The organism is Methanobrevibacter sp. (genome assembly GCF_030539665.1).
In the GTDB taxonomy this organism is placed as follows: domain Archaea; phylum Methanobacteriota; class Methanobacteria; order Methanobacteriales; family Methanobacteriaceae; genus Methanocatella.
Genome location: NZ_JAUNXR010000002.1, coordinates 209,764 through 230,384 on the forward strand (window position 1 = coordinate 209,764; position 20,621 = coordinate 230,384).

Here is a 20,621-nt window from a genome sequence, read left to right on the forward strand (position 1 = left end):
TTTTTATATTAAAAAGAATAGAATTATTATATTAATCTCATTTTTTTATTATTATTACGGTGATTTAATGAAACATTGGACTGAAAGAATAGCTGATGATTTAAGCAAAAGAGATGTTGATGAACATGTAATAGCTAGTGGAACTTCAATATCTGGATCAATACATATTGGAAACTCATGTGATGTATTCATTGCAAACGCAATCGGAAAAGAGTTACGTAAACTCGGTAAAAACGCAAAAACCATATGGATAGCAGACGACCATGACCCATTAAGAAAAGTCCCATATCCTTTACCTGAAAGTTATGACAAGTACTTGGGAATGCCTTACTCAAACATCCCATGTCCTGATGGCTGTTGTGATAGTTTTGTAGAGCACTTCGAAAGGCCATTTTTAGGAGTGATGGATGATTATGGAATAGAAATGGAAACCAAATCAGGTTTTGAGATGTATAAATCAGGAGCATATGACGAATACATAAGAATAGCTCTTGAAAAAGCACCTGAAATTAGAGAAATCTTCAACCAATACAGAAGAGAACCTTTAGCAGATGATTGGTTGCCATACAATCCTATTTGTGAAGAATGTGGAAGAGTAAATACCACATATGCTTACGATTACGATGGAGATACTGTAAAATACAGATGTGAATGTGGCCATGACGGTGAAATGGACATAAAAAGCGGAAATGGAAAACTTACATGGAGAGTTGAATGGGCTGCAAGATGGAAAATCTTTGGAGTAACCTGTGAACCATTCGGAAAAGACCATGCTGCTAGTGGAGGATCATATGATGTAAGTAGCGTGATTTCAAAAGAAATATTTGACTATGAAGCACCATACCCAGTCCCATACGAATGGATTACACTTGACGGGGAAGCTATGAGTAAATCCCATGGAGTATTCTTCACACCAAAAGAATGGTTGGATATTGGCCCTGCTGAAAGTCTCAATTATTACTTATTTAGAAGCAAACCAATGAAAGCAAAAGACTTTTCACCAAAAATGCCCTTCTTGGACTTTATGGATCAATTTGATAAAGTTGAAAAAGTATTCTACGGTGAAGAAGAAGCGCCATCTGAAAAAGAAGGTAAAAAGTTCAAGAAAATCTATGAAATTTCCCAAATTCACGAAGGAGAACCTTTACCATTCAGACCACCTTACAGATTCCTTGTAAACGCTTATCAAATAGCTGGAAACGATTTAGAAAAAATATTTGGAATTCTTAAAAGAAATTCCCAATTAACTGAAACCTTCGAGGAAAAAACATTTGCTGAATTGAGTGAAAAAGAATTAGAACAATTCCAACAACGTGTGGATAATGTAGCTAACTGGCTAGATGCTTATGCTCCTAAATTTGTAAAATTCCAAGTTCAAGAGAAAAGCATACCTAAATTGCCATTAACTGATGAACAGACACAATTCTTGAAAGACTTAGCAGATTTAATGGACAATCGTGAATTTACAGAAGCATCAGATTTACATGATGCCATGTATGAAATTTTAGAAGCCCAAGGCCTCAAACCTCAAAAAGGATTCCAAGCAATCTATAAAATGATTCTTGGTCAAAAACAAGGTCCTAGAGCAGCTTCATTTTTATTATCCTTAGATAATGACTTTGTAGTTAAAAGATTAAGAGGAGAAGCTTAATGGCTTCTTAACTCTTTTTTCATGCAAATACAAATGTCATCTTGTTTTAAAAAACCAAAATTTTCAATAATCTGATAACCTAATTTTTCATATGTTTTAACGGCAGGAATGTTAATCCTTCCTGTTTCTAAAAAAGAATATTTATAATTATTTTCAACTGCCACTTCCTCTAATCTTTTCATGATTTCTGTAGCAATTCCTTTTTTCCTATATTCTTTCTCAACAAAAACCCTCTTAATTTCGATGGAATCTTCTAAATCGAACTTCTTATAACTTCCACAACCAATAGCTACCCCGTCATCGATAGCAAGCACAACAACATGAGGAACAGTGATGGCATTGAATTTTTGATATTTTAAAGCCTCATCTCCATGAACCTCAATATATTCCTGATCCAATCTTTTTATAAGTTCTTGAAAATCAGCATTTTTATCGTCAGTTACTACAAATTCCATTAAATCAACTCTGTAGTGTTTCCCACTTTAGCCAATTCATCAGCCCAGACATCAGGATATTCTTCCAAATATATCTCAAAAAGTTTCCTGCATCTTTTATCGTTGAGGACTATTACCTCCACATTATTATCTTTTAAAAGATTTTCAGCGCCCATTAAGCTGGTATTGTCTCCAACAACAACTTTTGGAATATTATACAATATTACAGCACCAGAACACATTGGGCATGGAGATAATGTAGTAAAAAGAGTAGTCTTTTGATAATCTTCATAGTTGAGACGGCCTGCATTTTCAATTGCATCCATTTCTGCATGTAAAATTACAGAACTATCCTGTATTAACCTATTATGGCCTTTAGAAATTACTTTATTGTCTTTAACAAGAACCGCACCTATTGGAATGCCTCCTTCATTTAAAGATTTCTTGGCTTCCTCAACTGCAATTCCCATAAAATATTCATAAGATTTCATAATTTTTTAAAAAAAAAGTTAATAGTTGATGAATTTAATCATCAAATCTGATTGGTTTGTTTGAAAGTCTATCGAATAAACCTCTGTTTGAGTGTTCATTAATAGCTTTTTTATACCTGTTAATTTGTATTTTTAAATCGTTAATAGTTTTTTGAGATTCATCATATAACCTATCGTAGTTGCTTTGTTTGGTATTTAACTCATGGTTAAGGTTATTTATGATGTCTTTATATTTATTAACGGTTTTTGTAGATTCTGCATTAACTTCATCCTTGTAGTTGCCTAATTCAATAAGTTTTTTTCTTAAATCAAGAACCTCGGATTGTAATTTTGAAGATTTTTCTTCCAATTGTTTAATTTTAGAATCCTTTTCAGCTACACTTTTAGATAAAACTTCATTATTGTCTTTTAAAGAATTTATTTCCTGTACATCAAATTCTGCTAATTTAGATTTATAAAATTCAGTTTTATCGTTAGCTTCTTTCTTAATGTTTTCAATTGTTGAATCCAATTTGTCTAACCTAACTTTATTTACAGCATGTTCAGCGCTTACTTTAGTTAAATTATCACTTAAAACTGCATTTATATCCAATTGTTCATAGTATTTTTTAGTGCTTTTTTCTAATGCATCAGTTAAATTAATTTTAACAGCCCTAAGTTCTTTAACCTCTTTTTTAAGATTAGGAATAATAGTGCTTGTCAAATAGGTTAATTCTTCTGATTGTTTAGCTATTCTTTCATCCTTTAAATCTTCTTCACTTTTTGCAGTTTCTTCATTTGAAGCCTCTATAGCTTCAACATTACTTTCTTCAACATTTTTTTCTTCAACATCGGTTAACTTTTCTTCAGACATTAGACCACCATTAATATTAGTCTATTGTAAAATTCAACAACAAATTACTTAATAATAGATTTATTTGATTTAGAATATATAAACTTTTAGAAAATGAATTGGGCAACATGAAAATGTGAATATCTAACAATGATTAAATACTAAATTTTATAGATATAATGAATACATAATTTTTTTAATCACACACTTGGAGATATTATGGATTACTTTGATAGACTTGAAAGAGATACAAAAAAATTATATGAAATAGCTAATGAGGCCAGAGCAAAAGGGTTGGATGTTGAAACAGAAACAGAAGTTCCTCTTGCAAAAGATTTAGCTGAAAGAGTAGAAGGGCTTGTTGGTCCGAAAGGTGTAGCTAAAAGAATTAAAGAATTAGAGGAAAACATTACAAGAGAAGAAGTGGCATTTGAAATAGCCGCCGAAATTGCATCTGGAAAATTTGAATTAATAGAAGAGGAAAAGGCCGACTATAACCAGGAGCAGAAATGTGATCAGGGATTAAGAACAGCTTTAGCTATTTTAACAGAAGGAGTGGTAGCTGCTCCTTTAGAAGGTATTTCACAAGTAAAAATTAAAGAAAATTTCGATAAATCAAAATATATTGCAGTTTACTTTGCAGGCCCTATTAGAAGTGCTGGAGGAACAGCTGCTGCACTTGCAGTACTTCTTGGAGATAAAATCAAAGAAGCAATAGGGCTTAGCAATTTTAAACCAATAGATGACGAGATTGAAAGATATGTGGAAGAAGTTGAACTTTACGAATCCGAAGTTACCAATCTCCAATATTCACCAACTCCTGAGGAAGTAAGATTTGCCGCCACACATATCCCAGTAGAAGTTACTGGAGAGCAAACTGATGCAGTTGAAGTGTCACATAGGGATTTGGAAAGGGTTGAAACAAACAATATTCGTGGCGGAGCATTGCTTGCTATGATTGAAGGGGTTGTTCAAAAATCCAAAAAGATTCATAAAATCTCCAAAAAATTAGGTCTTGATGAATGGGATTGGTTATCCGAATATTCCAAGCCAAAAAAAGAAGAGAAAAAGGACGATGAGAGTAAGGAAGAAAAGGCAGACATCGTAACTGAACCTAAATACATCCAGGATATTATTGGAGGAAGGCCCGTTCTTGGATACCCTTCTGAAAAGGGAGGATTCCGTTTAAGGTATGGAAGATCCAGAAACACAGGTCTTGCCGCTATGGGAGTCCATCCGGCTACAATGACACTTCTTGATTTTTTAGCTGTTGGAACACAACTAAAAATTGAACATCCTGGAAAAGGTAACTGTGTTGTTCCTGTAGACTCTATAGAGGGACCCATTGTAAAACTTAAAAATGGAAATGTTGTAAAAGTTGATACAATAGACAAGGCGAAGGAATGTAAAAATCAGATTAGTGAAATTCTCTTTTTGGGAGATATGCTGGTGGCATTTGGAGAATTTTTAAGAAACAACCAACCGCTCCTTGAATCAGGATGGTGTGAGGAATGGTGGAGTGGTATCTTAATTGAAAAAGGAGTAGCTGATGAACTTGATTTGGAAAGACTTGAAAAAGGAGATTTAAGTGCTGAGGAAGCATTTGAACTATCTAGAAAATATGAAGTTCCACTACATCCTCTTTACACATACTGTTACAATGACGTAACAATAAATGATTTGAATTCCGTTATTGACCTGATTCTTGAGAATAAAGACAAATACGACTATGAAAAAGGATTGGAAATTCCTTTAGACTACAGGAAAAGAGTATTGGAAATTATTGGCCTCCCACATACCGTACAGGATCAAAAAATAATTATTGCTCCTAATGATGCTTATGCTTTAATCAATACGTTGACTAGGACATTAGACTCTGCAGATTCAACTTTGGATGCATTAAATGAAACAATAGATATTGAAATTAAAAATAAGGCTCCTGTTTATATTGGAACTCGTGTAGGTAGACCTGAAAAATCCAAAGAAAGATTAATGAGGCCTGCTCCTCACAGCCTATTCCCGATTGGGAATTATGGTGGAAGCAGAAGATTGATTGCTGAAGCAGCGAAAAAGGGAACCATTAAGATTAACCTTGCAAGACGTATTTGTACAAAATGTAAATTAGGTTCTTATAATTCCATATGTCCTCATTGTGGAGCTCCAACAACAATCGGAAAATCAGGGGACAAATCAATTAACCTTGCAGGAATGCTTAAAAAGGCCTCTGACAATGTAGGTGTCCGTAAAGTGGATGAAGTTAAAGGGGTTGTTGGTATGATTTCAGAATCAAAGCTTCCAGAACCTTTGGAAAAAGGAATTTTAAGAGCTAAAAATGAAGTATTTACATTTAAGGATGCTACAATACGTCACGATTCCACTGATTTACCATTGACTCATTTCATTCCAAAAGAAATAGGAGTTACTGTAGAAAAGCTCTTAGAAATGGGTTATGAACATGACTGCTATGGACAACCAATTGAAAGAGACGATCAAATCGTAGAACTTAGAGTTCAGGATGTTGTAATTTCTGACAACTGCGCAGATTATCTTGTCAGGGTTGCCAATTTCATCGATGACGAGCTTGAAAAATACTATGGAATGGACACATTTTATAATGTGGAAAGCAAATCTGATTTGATTGGCCATTTAATAGCAGGTCTTGCTCCCCATACATCAGCAGGAGTTCTTGGAAGAATTGTTGGATTTACAAAAGCTTTAGCATGTTATGCTCATCCTTATTTCCATTCCGCTAAACGTAGGAACTGTGATAGTGACGAAGATGCAGTTATGCTTCTTTTAGATGCTTTGATAAACTTTTCAAAATCTTACTTGCCAAGTACAAGAGGGGGAAGTATGGATGCTCCTTTAGTTTTGTCTTCCAGAATTGATCCGGAAGAGATAGATGATGAATCCCATAACTTAGACATATTTGCAAGATTCCCAGTTGCATTTTATGAAAAAACTAAAGAACCATTAAAGCCTGCCGAAGTTCTAGATTATATTGACAACGTTGAAATGCATTTGGGAACACCTAAACAATATGAAGGTTTGATGTTCTCACATCACACTTCAAGCATACATGCCGGACCTACAGTATGTTTATATAAAAGGTTGCCTTCAATGAGAGAAAAGGTAGATGCACAGATTTCACTTGCCGAAAACATTAGGGCAGTAGATCAACGTGGTGTTGTTGAAAAAGTTTTATCATCCCACTTTTTGCCAGATATTATGGGTAACTCAAGAGCGTTTTCAAAGCAAAAAGTTAGATGCACTAAATGCGGTGCAAAGTACAGACGCATACCACTTACAGGAAAGTGCAAATGTGGAGGGAATTTGATATTAAGCGTATCAAAAGGGTCTGTTGTGAAGTACTTGGAAATCTCAAGAGATCTTGTAAATAGATACCCAGTTTCCCATTATCTAAAACAAAGACTTGAAATTCAAGAATTTGGTATAAACTCTTTGTTTGAAAGTGATAAATCAAAACAAAGTTCATTAGATGCATTTTTCTAATGAGCTAAAATTTACTTTTTTTTCTAAAAAATCTTTGTATTTATAAGCTTGCAATAACGTTTAAATGCAGAATAAATTATAGTATTATTTACGAATTTTTCTAATATTTTTATCATTGTTCGTAGCAAGGCGAACAATTTATATACAACAAAAAATAGAATTAATAATTAAGTGAATAGACCATTTATGGCCTATTCTTATTAAAAAATAGTGGGTGTAAAAAATGGATAAAAGTTCTGATGTCGCTAACATATTAAATAACAATATCGATATTAGCGTAGTAAAAAATAATGGAATTAAAGAAAGATTCAGCTATGAAAAGCTAGTAAAATCTTTAATCATGGTAGAAGTTCCATTCTTTGAATCTGACAAAGTAATTGCAGAAGTCATAAGTCAAATCTACGATGGAATTACAACAAAAGAGTTGAAAAAAATTGTATATGAAACTCTCGTAGACATTGACGGTGAAATAGCTAACAAATATTTAGCAACCGCACAACTTAAAGTACGTACTTCAAGAGATACAATTGAAGCATTTGACATGGCTAAAATCGCAAACACTCTGATTGAAGAAACCGGTGCTTCACAAGAAACTGCATTTGAAATCGCTTCCGATGTATGGAAAGAACTTAAAAAATTAAATGTGGAATATCTAACCGCTCCAATGATTAGGGAAATGGTTAACACTAAACTTTTAGAATACGGATTAGAAGATTTAAGAAAACAATATACTCGTCTTGGTATTCCAGTATACAATATCACTTCATTAATCGAAAATGGAGACCGTAGTAATGCTAATATGATTCACAATCCTGAAAGTATTCACAAATATGTGGCTGATGAAGCATTGAAACAATATGCATTGCTTAAAATGTTACCATCACACTTGGCAGATGCACACATGTCCGGTGATATTCACATTCACGATCTTGAATTCTTTGCAGGAAGACCATTGAACTGTATGCAACACGATATTCGTACTTTTATCAAATACGGATTAAAAGTGGACGGAACAGGAGACCACACTTCAGTAGCTGGTGCACCATCACACATGGAAACCTTAATGAACCATACTGGAGAAGTTATGTTGGCTGCTCAGCAAAACATGAGCGGCGGTCAAGGAATGAGTCTCTGGAATGTATTCGTAGCACCATTTGCAACAGGAAGAACCTACGATGAAATCAAACAATGTATCCAAATGCTCGTTTACAATTTAAACATGGCTTATGCAGCAAGAGGATCACAGGTTCCTTTCACAAGCATGGCTCTAGAATTTGGAGTTCCAAAATTCCTCGAAGATGTAACAGCATACGGACCTAAAGGAGAAGTTGTAGGAACTTACGGAGACTTTGAAGACGAAACCAGACTTATTCAAAAAGCATTTACAGAAACTTTACTTGATGGTGACCAAGAAGGAAAACCACACTTATTCCCAAACACCATTTACACCCTACGTGAAGAAACCTTAAAAGGAGATTATGATGATGATTTACGTCTTGTGCATGAATTGTCTGCAAAATACGGTTCATCATACTTTGTAAACATGCTTCCAGATTACCGTAATGACATGGCAAACTACATGGGTTGTAGAACTTGTCTTCAGGATACCTGGACTGGTGACTGGGACGAAGACTGTCTCCGTACCGGTAACCTCGCATATGTAACCTTAAACTTCCCAAGAATCGGATACCAATCCAAAGACGAAGACCAAGTATTCGAATATCTTGACGAATACATGGATTTAGCTGTTGAAACCTTAATGATACGTAGACAACAAGGAATGAAATGTTTCGAAGACTTTAAAATATTACCATTCCTTAACCAATCAGTAGAAGACGACACATACTACCGTATCAGAAACTCAACATTGTCCTTTGGTTTCGTAGGACTTAACGAAATGTTACTCTCATTATTCGGAGCAGGAATCGACGATAAGGATGCAAATAAATTTGGTGTAAAATGTCTTGAATATATAAACGCAAGAGCAAAAGCATTACAAGAAGAAACCGGCCTCCGTTGGTCTGTATTACAAACCCCAGCAGAATCTACTGCATACAGATTTGCAACTCTCGATAAAGAACAATTCGGAGATAAAGCAATCGTTCAAGGAGAAGGAAATGCAAACTATTACACCAACTCATCACATGTGCCAGTAGACACTGGAGTATCACTTATTGACAAAATAAAAATCGAAGAACAATACCACAGCCTCACCCCTGGAGGACACATATTCCATGCATTCATGGGAGAATCATATGCAGATCCAGATTCATTAATGAGCTTAACTAACAAAATAGCTAAAAATTCAGACATTGGATTCTGGGCTTACAGTTCAGCAATGAGTTTCTGTCTTAAATGTAAAACATTAATGAAAGGATTAAACAATGAATGTCCATCCTGTGGAGAAAAAGATGACGTAGAATGGTATGATAGAATAACAGGATACGTACAGCAAGTAGGAAGAGCCAAATCATCCTCTGGAGGTTGGAATCCTGGAAAAAGACAAGAACTTTTAGATAGAAAAAGATGGGAACAATAAATCCCATCAAACCACTATTTTTTTTAAATCAAATATTTCCCAAATAAACGTATTTCATTCCAAAATCCTTAGCTATTTCTTCCGCTTTAAAAAGAGAATCAACATTTGTCGGACCAATATCATTCATTTTATAGTAAGGAAATGCTCTTGAAAAGTGGATTGGAACATCAGTTGACAAATTTTCAGCAATAAACTTAACCAGAGCAGTTATTTCTTCAACTGAATCATTCTTATTATTGATTAAAAGGTTTGTTATTTCAATATGCTTTCCAACATTGTAGATCCTTTCAATATTGTTTAAAACGACATCCAAATCTGCCTTGCATATTTTTTTATAGAATTCCTGTGACATGGCCTTCAAGTCTATGTTAAATGCATCCACAAATGTTAAAATCTCATCTATTGACTCATTTGACATATAACCGTTACTAACGTATATTATTTTAAGGTTATTCTGCCTACCCAACAATGAAACTTTTTTGTTGAAAGGCAAGTGTATAGTAGGTTCATTATAGGTCCAAGATATTGACTTACAATTATGATTAATTGCATTTTCCACAATTGTTTCTGCTGTCATTTTAATTGATGGTGAAAATTCATTATACTCATGTGAAATACTATAGTTCTGACAGTGTAAACACCCCATATTGCATCCAAAACCACCTAAAGAATAAGTCATGGTGCCTGGTAAAAATCTGGCCAGCGGCTTTTTTTCAATGGGATCAACATTAACGGCAGAAATTATTCCATAGCCAATATCAATCATTTCCCCATTAACATTCTTAAACTGATTACACTTTCCAAATTTATCATCAGCTATTTTACAATAGTTTGCACATATTTCACATCTTAATTTATTACTTTTAGAGCTTTTTTTATATCTCATGCTTCCACCAACATTTCATCCAATAGATATTATACATTAAAGTATTTAACTGAAACCCCAAATTTATCCAAAGGCATCTTTAAATTTTGAAAATCTTTTACTGGTAAATGTTGGTTGAGATTTGTCTGAAGATGTGCTAACTTCCACCGGTTCTTTTGAATATTCTGCAGAATTATCTGAAGTCGAGTGAGTTTTGACTGCATATTTAGTATAATCCTCAACATACATGCTAAACTCGTTTGTTTTATTTAGAACAACCCCATCATGGTTATTGATAACAATATTTACATGAGTAACATCAGTCAAATTTTCTAAAACCATACCAAAATGCAAGAATGCCTTATCCTCATGAGAAGACTTGTTCAAATAGTATTCATCATAACCTACCACCCCATCATCATTATAAAAATAACAGCAAAACCTATAGTTCTCATTAGTTAGGTTTACAATTGTGCACTCAACGCTATATACATAAGTAGGATAATCCCCAGACAAATTACTGACATGAGCCTTAACGTCTTCGATTGCTATATTGTCCCTATTTTCTGCCGTATCATTAGTTAAAGGGACTTCATTTTTTGATTGAGCATAACTTTGGACAAATGGCATTGACACTAGACCAATTATAATAAGAATAAAAATCCACTTTTGTAAACTTATTTTATTGAATTCTGTCGGTTTTTTAAAAAACTTAATTGAATTTTCTTGAATCATACAAATCCTCTGTTTTAATCATATGATTAAATTGTCATTAAATCAACATTTTTTTGTTTCAGTGTAAAATAATTATCGGTTTTAAGCACGTACAATTTAATTAAATAATAAATCAAATATATTTGAAATTTATCAATAGAGCTTTAATAATTGAAATACAATCAAAAAATAAATCAATTTATCTTTAAACGAAAATAAATAGCTTTTTATTAAATAAAAAATAATAATATACATAATTGTATGATATGGAGGAATTAAAATAAATTTGAATTTTAATTATTTGGAGAAAAAAATCATATTAATAACTGTGTTCTGTGTTGCTTTTGTAACAACAAATATAGTTACTGTTAAAATATTGAACTTAGGATTTTGGGGTTTAACTGTTCCTTGTGGAGTAATAATTTATCCAGTTGTATTTATTCTTACATCAGTTATAGCTGATGTTTATGGTGAGCGATCCGCTCAAAAAACCATCATATTTGGTGTTTTATGTAATCTGCTTTTCGTAGTCGTATCAACAATTGCATTGATTCTTCCTGCAGCACCATTCTGGGAAGGACAAGCTAGTTTTGCATACATTTTCTCACAAACACCAAGAATGTTGATCTCATCATTCACCTCATATTTAATTGGTAACTTCGTAAATGCTAAGTTAACCACCATGATTAAAGATAGCTCCGCTAGTGGAGATGCAGGATATAAGGCAATCGTTGCTATTGCAATTGGTGAAATCGTAGACAACACAATCTTCATTACAATGGCATTTGCGTTTGAGGTGGATTGGTACAACATAGCAATTATGATAATTGTTCACTTCTTAATAATGTTCGTATGGACATTTGTAGCTCAACCACTCACAGTACGTGTTGCTGAATGGGCTAAAAAAGGTAAAGGGGAAGCAATCACTTGCTAAACCTTACCTTTTTATTTAAATAACGTCATAAAACTTGTTATTGTTTGTTTTATGATATTTTCTTTTTTTCAAAACAAAATTTATGCAAAAATTTTATAAAAATATAAAATATACTATAATTAGAAAAAATTTTTGAGGACATACAATGGTAACTTATATTTTTGGACATAAAAGTCCTGATACTGATACAATAACATCCAGTATAGTAATGGCTAATTTAGAACGTGAACTTGGAAATGAAGATGCAAAAGCATACAGATTAGGAAATATAAACAAAGAAACCGAATATATTTTAAATTATCTTGATATTGAAGCTCCTGAACTTATTGAAAGTGTTGAAGATGATGCGGAAGTTATATTAGTGGATCACAATAGCCCATCCGAATCTGCAGAAAACATAGAAAATGCAAAGATAACAAAAGTTGTAGACCATCATAAAATTGCTTTCAACACTGCACACCCATTATTTGCAAGATTAGAACCAGTGGGCAGTACTCAAACCATCCTTTACAAATTATATAAAGAAAATGATGTTGAAATAACAAAAGAAATTGCTTCTTTAATGTTATCTGCAATTATTTCCGACACATTGCTTTTAAAATCACCTACAACAACTGAAGATGATAAAAAAGCTTTGAAAGAACTGGCAGAAATAGCAGAACTCGATTATGAAACATATGGATTAGACATGTTGAAGGCAGGAACTGACCTTTCAGATTTCTCAATTGAAGAAATTTTAGCTCTTGATGCAAAGCAAATTGACTTCAAAGATGTTAAGTCAATCGTAAATCAAGTGAATACCGCAAGCATTGAAGACGTTTTGGAAATGAAAGACGAATTGGAAAAGGGCATCGAAGAAATTATCGAAAGAGAAGGTCTTGATTTGTTCATGCTTTTAATTACCGATATTGTAAATAGCAATTCCCAAGTATTGGTTCTTGGAAATGCTGCAGATTTGGTAGAAAAAGCATATGGAGTAAAATTAGAGGACAATACTGCATTGCTTGAAGGTGTAGTATCCCGTAAAAAACAAGTAGTTCCAATTATGACAGAAAATGCATAGTACTACTTTTCTTTTTTTTCTTTATTATTTATTAAAAGCAATAAGCTACATGAAACCTAAAAGTATATTAATATCTTTAAAGTAATAGATTAATATTATCAAGTTTTGATAATTTTAATTTTATAATTTTTACATACTATGTTACTAGTATTATGGGCATTTATACTAGGTAGCTGATAACATAGTTTTTACCCAGACGCTATTGATAAAAAAGAGGTTATACAAATGCAAAGATCAAGAGGATTTAGAAGCAGATCCAGAAATAAAATGACTAAAGTAAACAGACCAGGTAGAACTAACCCAATCACCAACAGAATGCAAAGATTCGAAGAAGGAGATTTAGTTCACATTATTATTAACCCAAGTATCCAAAAAGGTCAACCACATCCTAGATTCCATGGAAAAACCGGTAAAGTTATTGGAACCCAAGGAAGAGCATACATGGTAGCATTAAACGATGGAAACAAATACAAAGAATTAATTATTAGACCTGATCACTTAAAACTTCAAAAAGACTGATTCCTATGATAGGAAAAAAAATAATTGCAACAGAACCGATTTCATCTGTTAAAGTAAAAGAAGTTCTTGACGAATATGCTGAAGGAAATGAACTTAATTACGAACAGAACATTACATTAAACCATCTTTCAAGACTTCCTCACTTCTCTCTTGAAGACAGTGAAAAAATTATTGAAGAACTTGAAGCTATGGATATAAAAAATAAAGTTGCAGTTCGCATTGTTGATTTAATACCAATCGATTTATCAGATTTAAGACTAATATTTGCAAAGGAAGTCAAACAACCTTCCAAAGAAGAAATGGAAAAAATTCTTGAAATATTAGAAAAATATGATATCGAAGAGTAGTTAAATTAACACTCTACTTTTTTTTATTTTTAACTTAAAACTAGCCTTTTTTAGATATGTTTATTAAGCATCACTTTATAATATTTAAATATTAGCTAAACATTTGAAGTTTTACTTTAAATAATTTTAGACTGTAAAGAAGTGATATAATGAACGATAAAAATAGAAAACATAGGGCACCTCCTGAAAGAAGAGAGGAAAATGCATTGATTTTGGATTATCTTAGTTTAGGATATGTGAAAAATGATATGTCAAAATTTAAAGGTAAAGCGATTGCTCAAGCTATTGGTGCTGATTATTTCACTTTATTAGAATTAACTCCAATTGATGATAACGAATTTGATATCGGAGATACAGTTTATATTGGTAAAGACCGCTCTAAAGCAAAAGCTAGAGTATTTTCTAAATTAGACTTTGAAAATTTAACAGCAACAAGTAGAATTGAACTTGATTATGCAATTCGTGACCTTGTATTAGCCCAAGAAGCTAAATTTGTTGAATTTTTCAATACTGCAGAGCCAATAAGTACAAGACTTCATAAATTAGAACTTATTCCAGGAATTGGAAAAAAACACATGTGGAAAATCATTGAAGCTAGAAAAGAAAAACCTTTCGAAAGTTTTGAGGATATTAGCGAAAGAGTTCCACCATTATCCGATCCTGTTGGAATGATTGTAAATAGGATAAAACAGGAACTGGACACAACCGTCACTAAAAAAGGTAAGAACAAATATCATTTATTTACAAATATTCCTAGAAAAAATTTTAATAAAAATGTAAAAAAATAGTGATAAATTGAGTGTAAGCAACATCGATTCTTTAGCTAAACAAACTAAAAGTATTCTTAATAAGAATAACATAAAGTTAAACAAAAATCTTGGTCAGAATTATCTTATTGATAAAAATAAAAGAGACCAGATAATTAAATTTGGAAATTTAACTAAAGATGATGTTGTTCTTGAAATAGGGCCCGGAATTGGGACCTTAACCACAGAATTATCAGCAAAAGCTAAAAAAGTAATAGCCATTGAGCAAGACCCGATTATTTTTAAAATATTAGAAGAAAGATTGGAAAAAGAGAAAATAGATAACGTTGAATTGATTAATAATGATGCATTGAATGTTGACTTTCCAAAGTTCAATAAAATTGTCTCAAATTTACCTTATCAAATCTCTTCTCCAATAACCTTTAAATTTCTTGAATATGATTTTGATAGTGCTATCCTAATGTATCAGAAAGAGTTTGCTAATCGTATGGATGGTAAAGTTGGCACTAAAGATTATTCCCGACTCTCTGCAATGCTTTATTTCAAATGCGATGTTGAAATATTAACCCAAGTATCAGCAGAATCATTTATTCCAAAACCAAAGGTTGATTCAAGTGTTGTAAAACTAACACCTAAACTACCTGAGCTTATAGGTAAATTGAATGCCATAGAGAATGATGAGATTAGCGACCCTGCTTTTAAAACTTATTCTAATTTTACAAAAGCTCTATTCCAGCATAAAAACAAGAAAGCCAGAAACGCTTTAATAGATTCAAGACATGAGGTGTGTAATCTGGATAAGAAAGAAATGAAAAAGAAATTGAATTCAATTACATCCCATAAGATTAATGATCTATTAGATCAGCGCGTCATTACAATTACGCCGGAAGAGATTTTATATTTATCCGAACATTTGACTTTTTAGGGATTTTTATGGATTTTAAGATTGACACAATGGAAACCGTTTACATACCTGCTGAGGATTCTTTTTTACTTGCTGAGAATTTGGCCATAAAGCCTGGCGATTCCGTTTTAGAAATCGGGACAGGGACTGGAATTGTGGCCATGTATGCATCGAAAATTACAGACAAGATAACCGTAACGGACATTAATTTGGATGCGGTTACCCTAGCTGAAAAAAACTTCAAGAAGAACAATATAGAAAACATTGAAATCTTGTTTGGAAACCTGTTTGAACCTGTAAAAAATAGAAAATTTGATGTAATTTTATTTAATACTCCATATCTACCAACCGAAAATGGTGATGTTATAGATGATAATCTAAATTATGCATTTGATGGTGGATTAAATGGTAGAAAAGTAATTGATAATTTTTTAAATGAAGTGAAAAATCATTTAAATGAAAAGGGAACTGTCCAGATTATACAGTCTTCACTTTCAAACAATGAAGAAACTTTAAAAAGACTAGACGAATTAGGATTTGTAAGCGAAATAGCAGCTAGTGAACACTACTTTTTCGAAGACATTACATTAATTAACAGCTATTTATAAAAAAAATAAGAAGAATGGAGATTATTGAATTTCTCCATCGAATACGAGTTCTGCAGGACCTTTCATTAAAGCTCCCAATTCACCATCTTTTTCATAGACATTGAATTCTAAATCTCCTCCAGGAAGATGTAATAAAATGTCCTTATCAAAAAGACCTAATTTAAATCCGGAAATTGCAGTAGAGGTTGCTCCAGTTCCACAAGCAAGAGTTACTCCAGCTCCTCTTTCCCAAGTTCTCATAATTCCCTCGTTTTCAGAAATCACTTGAACAAAATGAACGTTTATTTTTTCTGGGAAAACTTCATGACATTCAATAGCTGGACCGAATTTATCAATATCAACAGAGGCAACATCTTCAACAAATATTATTGCATGTGGGTTTCCAACGCTGATTGCAGTTATTGCATAGGTTTCATCTAAAACTTCCAAGTCCCCATCCAAGAATTCTTCTTCATCTGCAATCATTGGAATTTCTTTTGTTTTGAATGTAGCAGTTCCCATGTCCACCTTAAATAATACCGGTTCTCCATCTTCTACAGTGATTTCAATTGTTTTAATTCCTGATTTTGTTTCTACAGTCATTTTTTCCTGTTTTAATATTCCTTTTCTGTAGACAAAATCAGCGAAACATCTGATACCGTTTCCACACATTTCAGCTTCACTGCCATCTGGATTGAACATTCTATATCCAATATCGGCCACTTCAGATGGAACTACAAAGAGAACACCGTCCCCTCCTACACCAAAGTTCCTATGACACAAGAATCTGCATGCTTCAGCCTTTTCTGCTTCAGGAATAACTTCCCCTTTTGATTCGTCAATTATTGGGAAGTCATTACCGATTCCATGCATTTTTGAAAATTTTAATCCTTTGAGATTCATATTACCAACCTATTGTAAGTGTTCTGGAATGGTTTGTTTTGCCATTAAGTCTTCAAAGGTTTCTTTTTCACGTACTAAATGACATTTGCCGTTTTCAACAAGGACTTCTGGAGTTAATGGTCTGGAATTGTAATTTGAAGACATTGTAAATCCATATGCACCAGCATTTAAAATAGCTAAAAGATCTCCTTCTTCTATTTCAGGCATGAATCTGTCTCTTGCAAACAAGTCTCCGGACTCACATACGTTTCCTGCAATGTCCACTTCTTGGGTGTTTGGCTCGTTCATCTTGTTAGCCACTACGATGTGATGGTATGAATCATACATTGCAGGTCTGAGCAATGTGTTAAATCCAGCATCTACACCAATGAATTTTCTGTAGCTTTGTTTAACACTGTTTACACGTACAAGCAATACACTTGCATCCCCTACAAGATATCTTCCAGGTTCTAGGTACATTGTTGGGTTGCCCATATCATATTCTTCAAGTTTTTCTTTGAACAATGCAATGTTTTCCTTTGCAAAGGTATCGATGTCTACAATATTTTCATCAGGAGTGTATGGAATTCCTACTCCACCACCAAAGTCAACAAATTCAAAGTCAATGCCTGCTTCTTGATGTACTTTGCCTGCAATGTCCATTGTTGATTCGATAGCTAATTTAAATGGTTCTGGATCAAGAATTCCTGAACCGATGTGAGAATGCATTCCAACTGGGTTGAAACCTAATTCTTTTGCAAGTTTGTAAACTTCTACAGCCTCATTATCCATAATACCGAATTTACTCATTACACCACCAGTGATACAGTGATCGTGGTGTCCTGCTCCAACCATTGGGTTTACTCTAAATGAAATTTTAAGTCCGTTTGGTTCAATGATTTCAGCTAATCTTTTTAATGCAGATACTGAGTCTATGTTTAAAACTGCTCCTTGATCTAAAACAAATTTTAATTCATCGTTGGTAATGTTATTTCCTGTAAATAATATTCTGTCTCCTGAAAAACCCATTTTTCTTGAGATATATACTTCTCCAGGAGATACTGCATCAATACAACAACCTTCTTGTTCGAGGATTTTTAAAACTGAAAGGTTAGTATTAGCTTTACATGCATAGAATACTTTAAAATCTGGATAATATTTTGAAAATGCTTCGTAAAATCTTTTATAATTATCTCTTATCCTATTTTCATCAATCACATAAACTGGAGTACCAAATTCATCAGCGATATCGCAAGCATCTGCTCCACCAATATCCAAATGACCTTTATCATTAATTTTAATATTTAAATCCATTTTATCACCTACGAAAAAAAAGGTATAATAAAACCTCAAAAAAAGTTATTTTTTTTATATTTGTAAAACATCATATATAAATTTTAGGCATTCCTAAATTGAAATTATAAAATTTAATATAATAAAAAATTTTTATAAATTAACAAAGGAGTGATAAAATGGAGAAAGGTTATGGGCTGACAATGAGAGGAATAATAAAAAACGAAAATGGAGAAATATTACTTTTAAAACGTTGCCCCAATTGTCATTATGGCTCTGAAATGTGGGAACTTCCCGGCGGAAAAGTCGATAAAGGGGAATTTTTTGATGAAGCATTAATACGTGAAATAAAAGAAGAAACCGGCCTCAACAGCAAACTAGGAGATTTTTGTGAAGGAATAAGTGAGAAATATCCTCATAAAAGAACAGTACAGATCATAATGTATCTAAAAGATGTGGAAGGCGATGTAAAGATTAGTGATGAGCACATAGATTATATGTGGGCAGATATTGAAAAAATGAAAAAATTGGAAATAACACCTGCATTGAAAAAATTATTAGAAAAAAAAGAATTTAAAATATAAAAAAATGAAGTTATAAAACTTCATCTAAAGCTACAATTAACTTGTCAATCTCTTCTTTGGTGACTGTTAACGGAGGAGCGAATCTTAAAACATTTCCGGCAGTACAATTGACAAGGAAACCTTTTTCTCTCATGATGTCAACGAATTCGCCACCTTCTTTGTTAAGCTCAACACCAATAAGTAAACCAAAGCCTCTTACTTCTTTAATTATATCATGATTGTCCATTAACCCTACTAGTTTTTCAGATAGATATGCACCCATCTCTACACAATTTGTAAGAAGATCATCTTCATAAAGAACATCCAAAACCGCATTAGCGGATGCACAAACAAGAGGACCACCACCAAATGTAGTACCATGATCTCCTGGTTCAAAGCCTCTAGCCACTTCTTCTGTTGCGAGGAAAGCTCCCATTGGAACTCCTCCACCAATACCTTTTGCAACGGACATGATATCTGGTTTTACCCCATAAATTTCATGTGCAAATAAAGGTCCGCATCTTCCAAAACCGGTTTGAACCTCATCCACAATGAAAACAATGCCGTTTTCCTTACATAACTTTTCGATTTCAGGCAAGTAGTCATCATTAGGAATATTTACTCCACCTTCACCTTGAATAGGCTCTACAATAATAGCTGCAGTTTCATCAGAGATTGCTTCCTTTATAGCGCCAATATCATTGTAAGGCACTTCAATAAATCCTTGTGGTAAATTCTTAACGTATGGAGCTTTATATTTTTCCTGACCAGTTGCAGTGACTGTTAAAAGAGTCCTACCATGGAATGAATGTGTTGTTGTAATAATTTCGCTTTTCCCAGTGTATTTTAAAGCTAACTTAATAGCTCCCTCATTGGATTCAGCACCACTGTTAGTATAGAAAATTTTATCAAAGCAGGTTAAATCAACCAATCTTTTTGCAAACTCAATTGCAGGTTCATTATAATAAATATTGGAAATGTGAATTAATTTTTCTGCTTGTTTACTAATAGCATCTACAACTCTCGGATTTTTATGACCTAAACAGTTAACAGCTATTCCTGCGAAGAAATCCAAATATTCCTTTCCTTCGGTATCCCATACCTTGAGACCTTCACCATGATCCAATACAATTGGCTGTCTAGTGAAAGTATTCACAAAGTATTCATCTTCAGCTTCCATTAATTCTTTAGTGTTCATAATAATCACCATAAAATATTTTATATATAAGTAAATATATTATTAATGATATTTAAAATTTAAGAAGTGGTATTATGAAAAAAGCAATAATAGAAACTGAAAAAGGTACAATCGAATTAGAATTATTCCCTGAAGATGCACCAGGAACTGTAGCAAACTTTGAAAAATTAATCAAAGAAGGATTTTACGATGGATTAACTTTCCACAGAGTAATCCCTAACTTTGTAATTCAAGGAGGCTGTCCTGTAGGAAACGGTACTGGCGGACCAGGATATACAATAAAATGTGAAACCGAAGGAAATCCCAATAAACATGGAACCGGTGCACTTTCAATGGCACACGCTGGAAAAGACACTGGTGGAAGCCAATTCTTCATTACACATTCTCCACAACCTCATTTAGATGGTGTTCACACCGTATTTGGTCAAGTTATCAAAGGTATGGATGTTGTCAATGAAATCGAACAAGGAGACAAAATGTTAAAACTTGAAGTAATTGACGAATAGTTGTTTAATTAACAACTAT

At 33.1% G+C, this 20,621-nt stretch carries 20 protein-coding genes; 12 read left to right on the forward strand and 8 right to left on the reverse strand.

Features of this window, described 5'->3' with window-relative positions; all coding sequences use genetic code 11:
* Positions 1–67: 67 nt before the first annotated feature.
* Positions 68–1,651 carry a lysine--tRNA ligase gene (lysS, locus tag Q4P18_RS03560; protein WP_303335658.1) on the forward strand — a complete coding sequence of 528 codons (1,584 nt, stop codon included), beginning with the start codon at positions 68–70 and terminating at the stop codon, positions 1,649–1,651.
* Here lysS and Q4P18_RS03565 read toward each other — a convergent pair.
* Genes Q4P18_RS03565 through Q4P18_RS03575 form a run of 3 tightly spaced genes read right to left on the reverse strand, consistent with a single transcriptional unit; the run spans position 1,648 to position 3,429 of the window.
* Entirely contained in the window at positions 1,648–2,106 is a 459-nt protein-coding gene (locus tag Q4P18_RS03565) for a GNAT family N-acetyltransferase (protein WP_303335660.1), read from the reverse strand. The two genes, lysS and Q4P18_RS03565, sit on opposite strands and share 4 nt — an antisense overlap.
* A complete protein-coding gene (locus Q4P18_RS03570; protein WP_303335663.1) occupies positions 2,106–2,576 on the reverse strand; it encodes a nucleoside deaminase in 471 nt (156 codons plus the stop codon). The genes Q4P18_RS03565 and Q4P18_RS03570 overlap by 1 nt, the downstream gene beginning before the upstream one ends.
* A gap of 34 nt (positions 2,577–2,610) precedes the next feature.
* A complete protein-coding gene (locus tag Q4P18_RS03575) occupies positions 2,611–3,429 on the reverse strand; it encodes an acyltransferase (RefSeq protein WP_303335666.1) in 819 nt (272 codons plus the stop codon).
* A 198-nt stretch (positions 3,430–3,627) separates the two neighbouring features.
* Here Q4P18_RS03575 and polC point away from each other — a divergent pair, with 198 nt between their 5' ends.
* Both polC and nrdD read left to right on the forward strand, forming a co-directional pair.
* Positions 3,628–6,921: a DNA polymerase II large subunit gene (gene polC, locus Q4P18_RS03580; RefSeq protein ID WP_303335668.1), complete on the forward strand. Its 3,294-nt coding sequence runs from the start codon at positions 3,628–3,630 to the stop codon at positions 6,919–6,921.
* 223 nt (positions 6,922–7,144) lie between these two features.
* The gene (gene nrdD, locus Q4P18_RS03585; RefSeq protein ID WP_303335671.1) at positions 7,145–9,460 is read left to right on the forward strand and encodes an anaerobic ribonucleoside-triphosphate reductase; all 2,316 of its coding nucleotides are present in this window, start codon (positions 7,145–7,147) and stop codon (positions 9,458–9,460) included.
* 28 nt (positions 9,461–9,488) lie between these two features.
* Here nrdD and amrS read toward each other — a convergent pair whose 3' ends face one another.
* Positions 9,489–10,346: an AmmeMemoRadiSam system radical SAM enzyme gene (gene amrS / locus Q4P18_RS03590; RefSeq protein ID WP_303335673.1), complete on the reverse strand. Its 858-nt coding sequence runs from the start codon at positions 10,344–10,346 to the stop codon at positions 9,489–9,491.
* A gap of 63 nt (positions 10,347–10,409) precedes the next feature.
* The gene (locus tag Q4P18_RS03595) at positions 10,410–10,961 is read right to left on the reverse strand and encodes a hypothetical protein (protein ID WP_303335676.1); all 552 of its coding nucleotides are present in this window, start codon (positions 10,959–10,961) and stop codon (positions 10,410–10,412) included.
* A 394-nt stretch (positions 10,962–11,355) separates the two neighbouring features.
* Between Q4P18_RS03595 and Q4P18_RS03600 the strand changes: the two genes are divergently transcribed.
* The 7 genes from Q4P18_RS03600 to Q4P18_RS03630 all read left to right on the forward strand — a co-directional run bounded on the left by Q4P18_RS03600 (position 11,356) and on the right by Q4P18_RS03630 (position 16,181).
* Entirely contained in the window at positions 11,356–11,973 is a 618-nt protein-coding gene (locus tag Q4P18_RS03600; protein ID WP_368660185.1) for a queuosine precursor transporter, read from the forward strand.
* 145 nt (positions 11,974–12,118) lie between these two features.
* Positions 12,119–13,036: a manganese-dependent inorganic pyrophosphatase gene (locus Q4P18_RS03605; protein WP_303335681.1), complete on the forward strand. Its 918-nt coding sequence runs from the start codon at positions 12,119–12,121 to the stop codon at positions 13,034–13,036.
* A gap of 225 nt (positions 13,037–13,261) precedes the next feature.
* Positions 13,262–13,555, forward strand: coding sequence for a 50S ribosomal protein L21e (locus tag Q4P18_RS03610; RefSeq protein ID WP_303335684.1), 294 nt, complete (start codon positions 13,262–13,264; stop codon positions 13,553–13,555).
* 5 nt (positions 13,556–13,560) lie between these two features.
* Positions 13,561–13,902 (forward strand): RNA polymerase Rpb4 family protein, encoded by a 342-nt coding sequence (locus Q4P18_RS03615; protein ID WP_303335687.1) that lies wholly within the window; start codon positions 13,561–13,563, stop codon positions 13,900–13,902.
* 149 nt (positions 13,903–14,051) lie between these two features.
* Positions 14,052–14,690 carry a DUF655 domain-containing protein gene (locus tag Q4P18_RS03620; protein WP_303335690.1) on the forward strand — a complete coding sequence of 213 codons (639 nt, stop codon included), beginning with the start codon at positions 14,052–14,054 and terminating at the stop codon, positions 14,688–14,690.
* Between the two features lie 7 nt (positions 14,691–14,697).
* Positions 14,698–15,594: a 16S rRNA (adenine(1518)-N(6)/adenine(1519)-N(6))-dimethyltransferase RsmA gene (gene rsmA / locus Q4P18_RS03625; protein ID WP_303335693.1), complete on the forward strand. Its 897-nt coding sequence runs from the start codon at positions 14,698–14,700 to the stop codon at positions 15,592–15,594.
* 8 nt (positions 15,595–15,602) lie between these two features.
* Positions 15,603–16,181, forward strand: a complete 579-nt coding sequence (locus Q4P18_RS03630) for a HemK2/MTQ2 family protein methyltransferase (RefSeq protein ID WP_303335695.1) — start codon at positions 15,603–15,605, stop codon at positions 16,179–16,181.
* A 21-nt stretch (positions 16,182–16,202) separates the two neighbouring features.
* Here Q4P18_RS03630 and dapF read toward each other — a convergent pair whose 3' ends face one another.
* Positions 16,203–17,063, reverse strand: coding sequence for a diaminopimelate epimerase (gene dapF, locus Q4P18_RS03635; RefSeq protein ID WP_303335697.1), 861 nt, complete (start codon positions 17,061–17,063; stop codon positions 16,203–16,205).
* A gap of 9 nt (positions 17,064–17,072) precedes the next feature.
* The gene (gene lysA, locus Q4P18_RS03640; protein WP_303335700.1) at positions 17,073–18,356 is read right to left on the reverse strand and encodes a diaminopimelate decarboxylase; all 1,284 of its coding nucleotides are present in this window, start codon (positions 18,354–18,356) and stop codon (positions 17,073–17,075) included.
* Between the two features lie 158 nt (positions 18,357–18,514).
* On the opposite strand from lysA, the gene Q4P18_RS03645 reads away from it, so the two are divergent.
* Complete coding sequence (locus tag Q4P18_RS03645) at positions 18,515–18,919, forward strand: NUDIX domain-containing protein (RefSeq protein WP_303335702.1); 405 nt, start codon at positions 18,515–18,517, stop codon at positions 18,917–18,919.
* A gap of 10 nt (positions 18,920–18,929) precedes the next feature.
* Here Q4P18_RS03645 and Q4P18_RS03650 read toward each other — a convergent pair whose 3' ends face one another.
* Entirely contained in the window at positions 18,930–20,096 is a 1,167-nt protein-coding gene (locus tag Q4P18_RS03650; protein ID WP_303335705.1) for an aspartate aminotransferase family protein, read from the reverse strand.
* A 74-nt stretch (positions 20,097–20,170) separates the two neighbouring features.
* Between Q4P18_RS03650 and Q4P18_RS03655 the strand changes: the two genes are divergently transcribed.
* On the forward strand, positions 20,171–20,602 hold the full coding sequence (locus tag Q4P18_RS03655) for a peptidylprolyl isomerase (RefSeq protein WP_303335707.1): 432 nt from the start codon (positions 20,171–20,173) through the stop codon (positions 20,600–20,602).
* Positions 20,603–20,621: the final 19 nt, after the last annotated feature.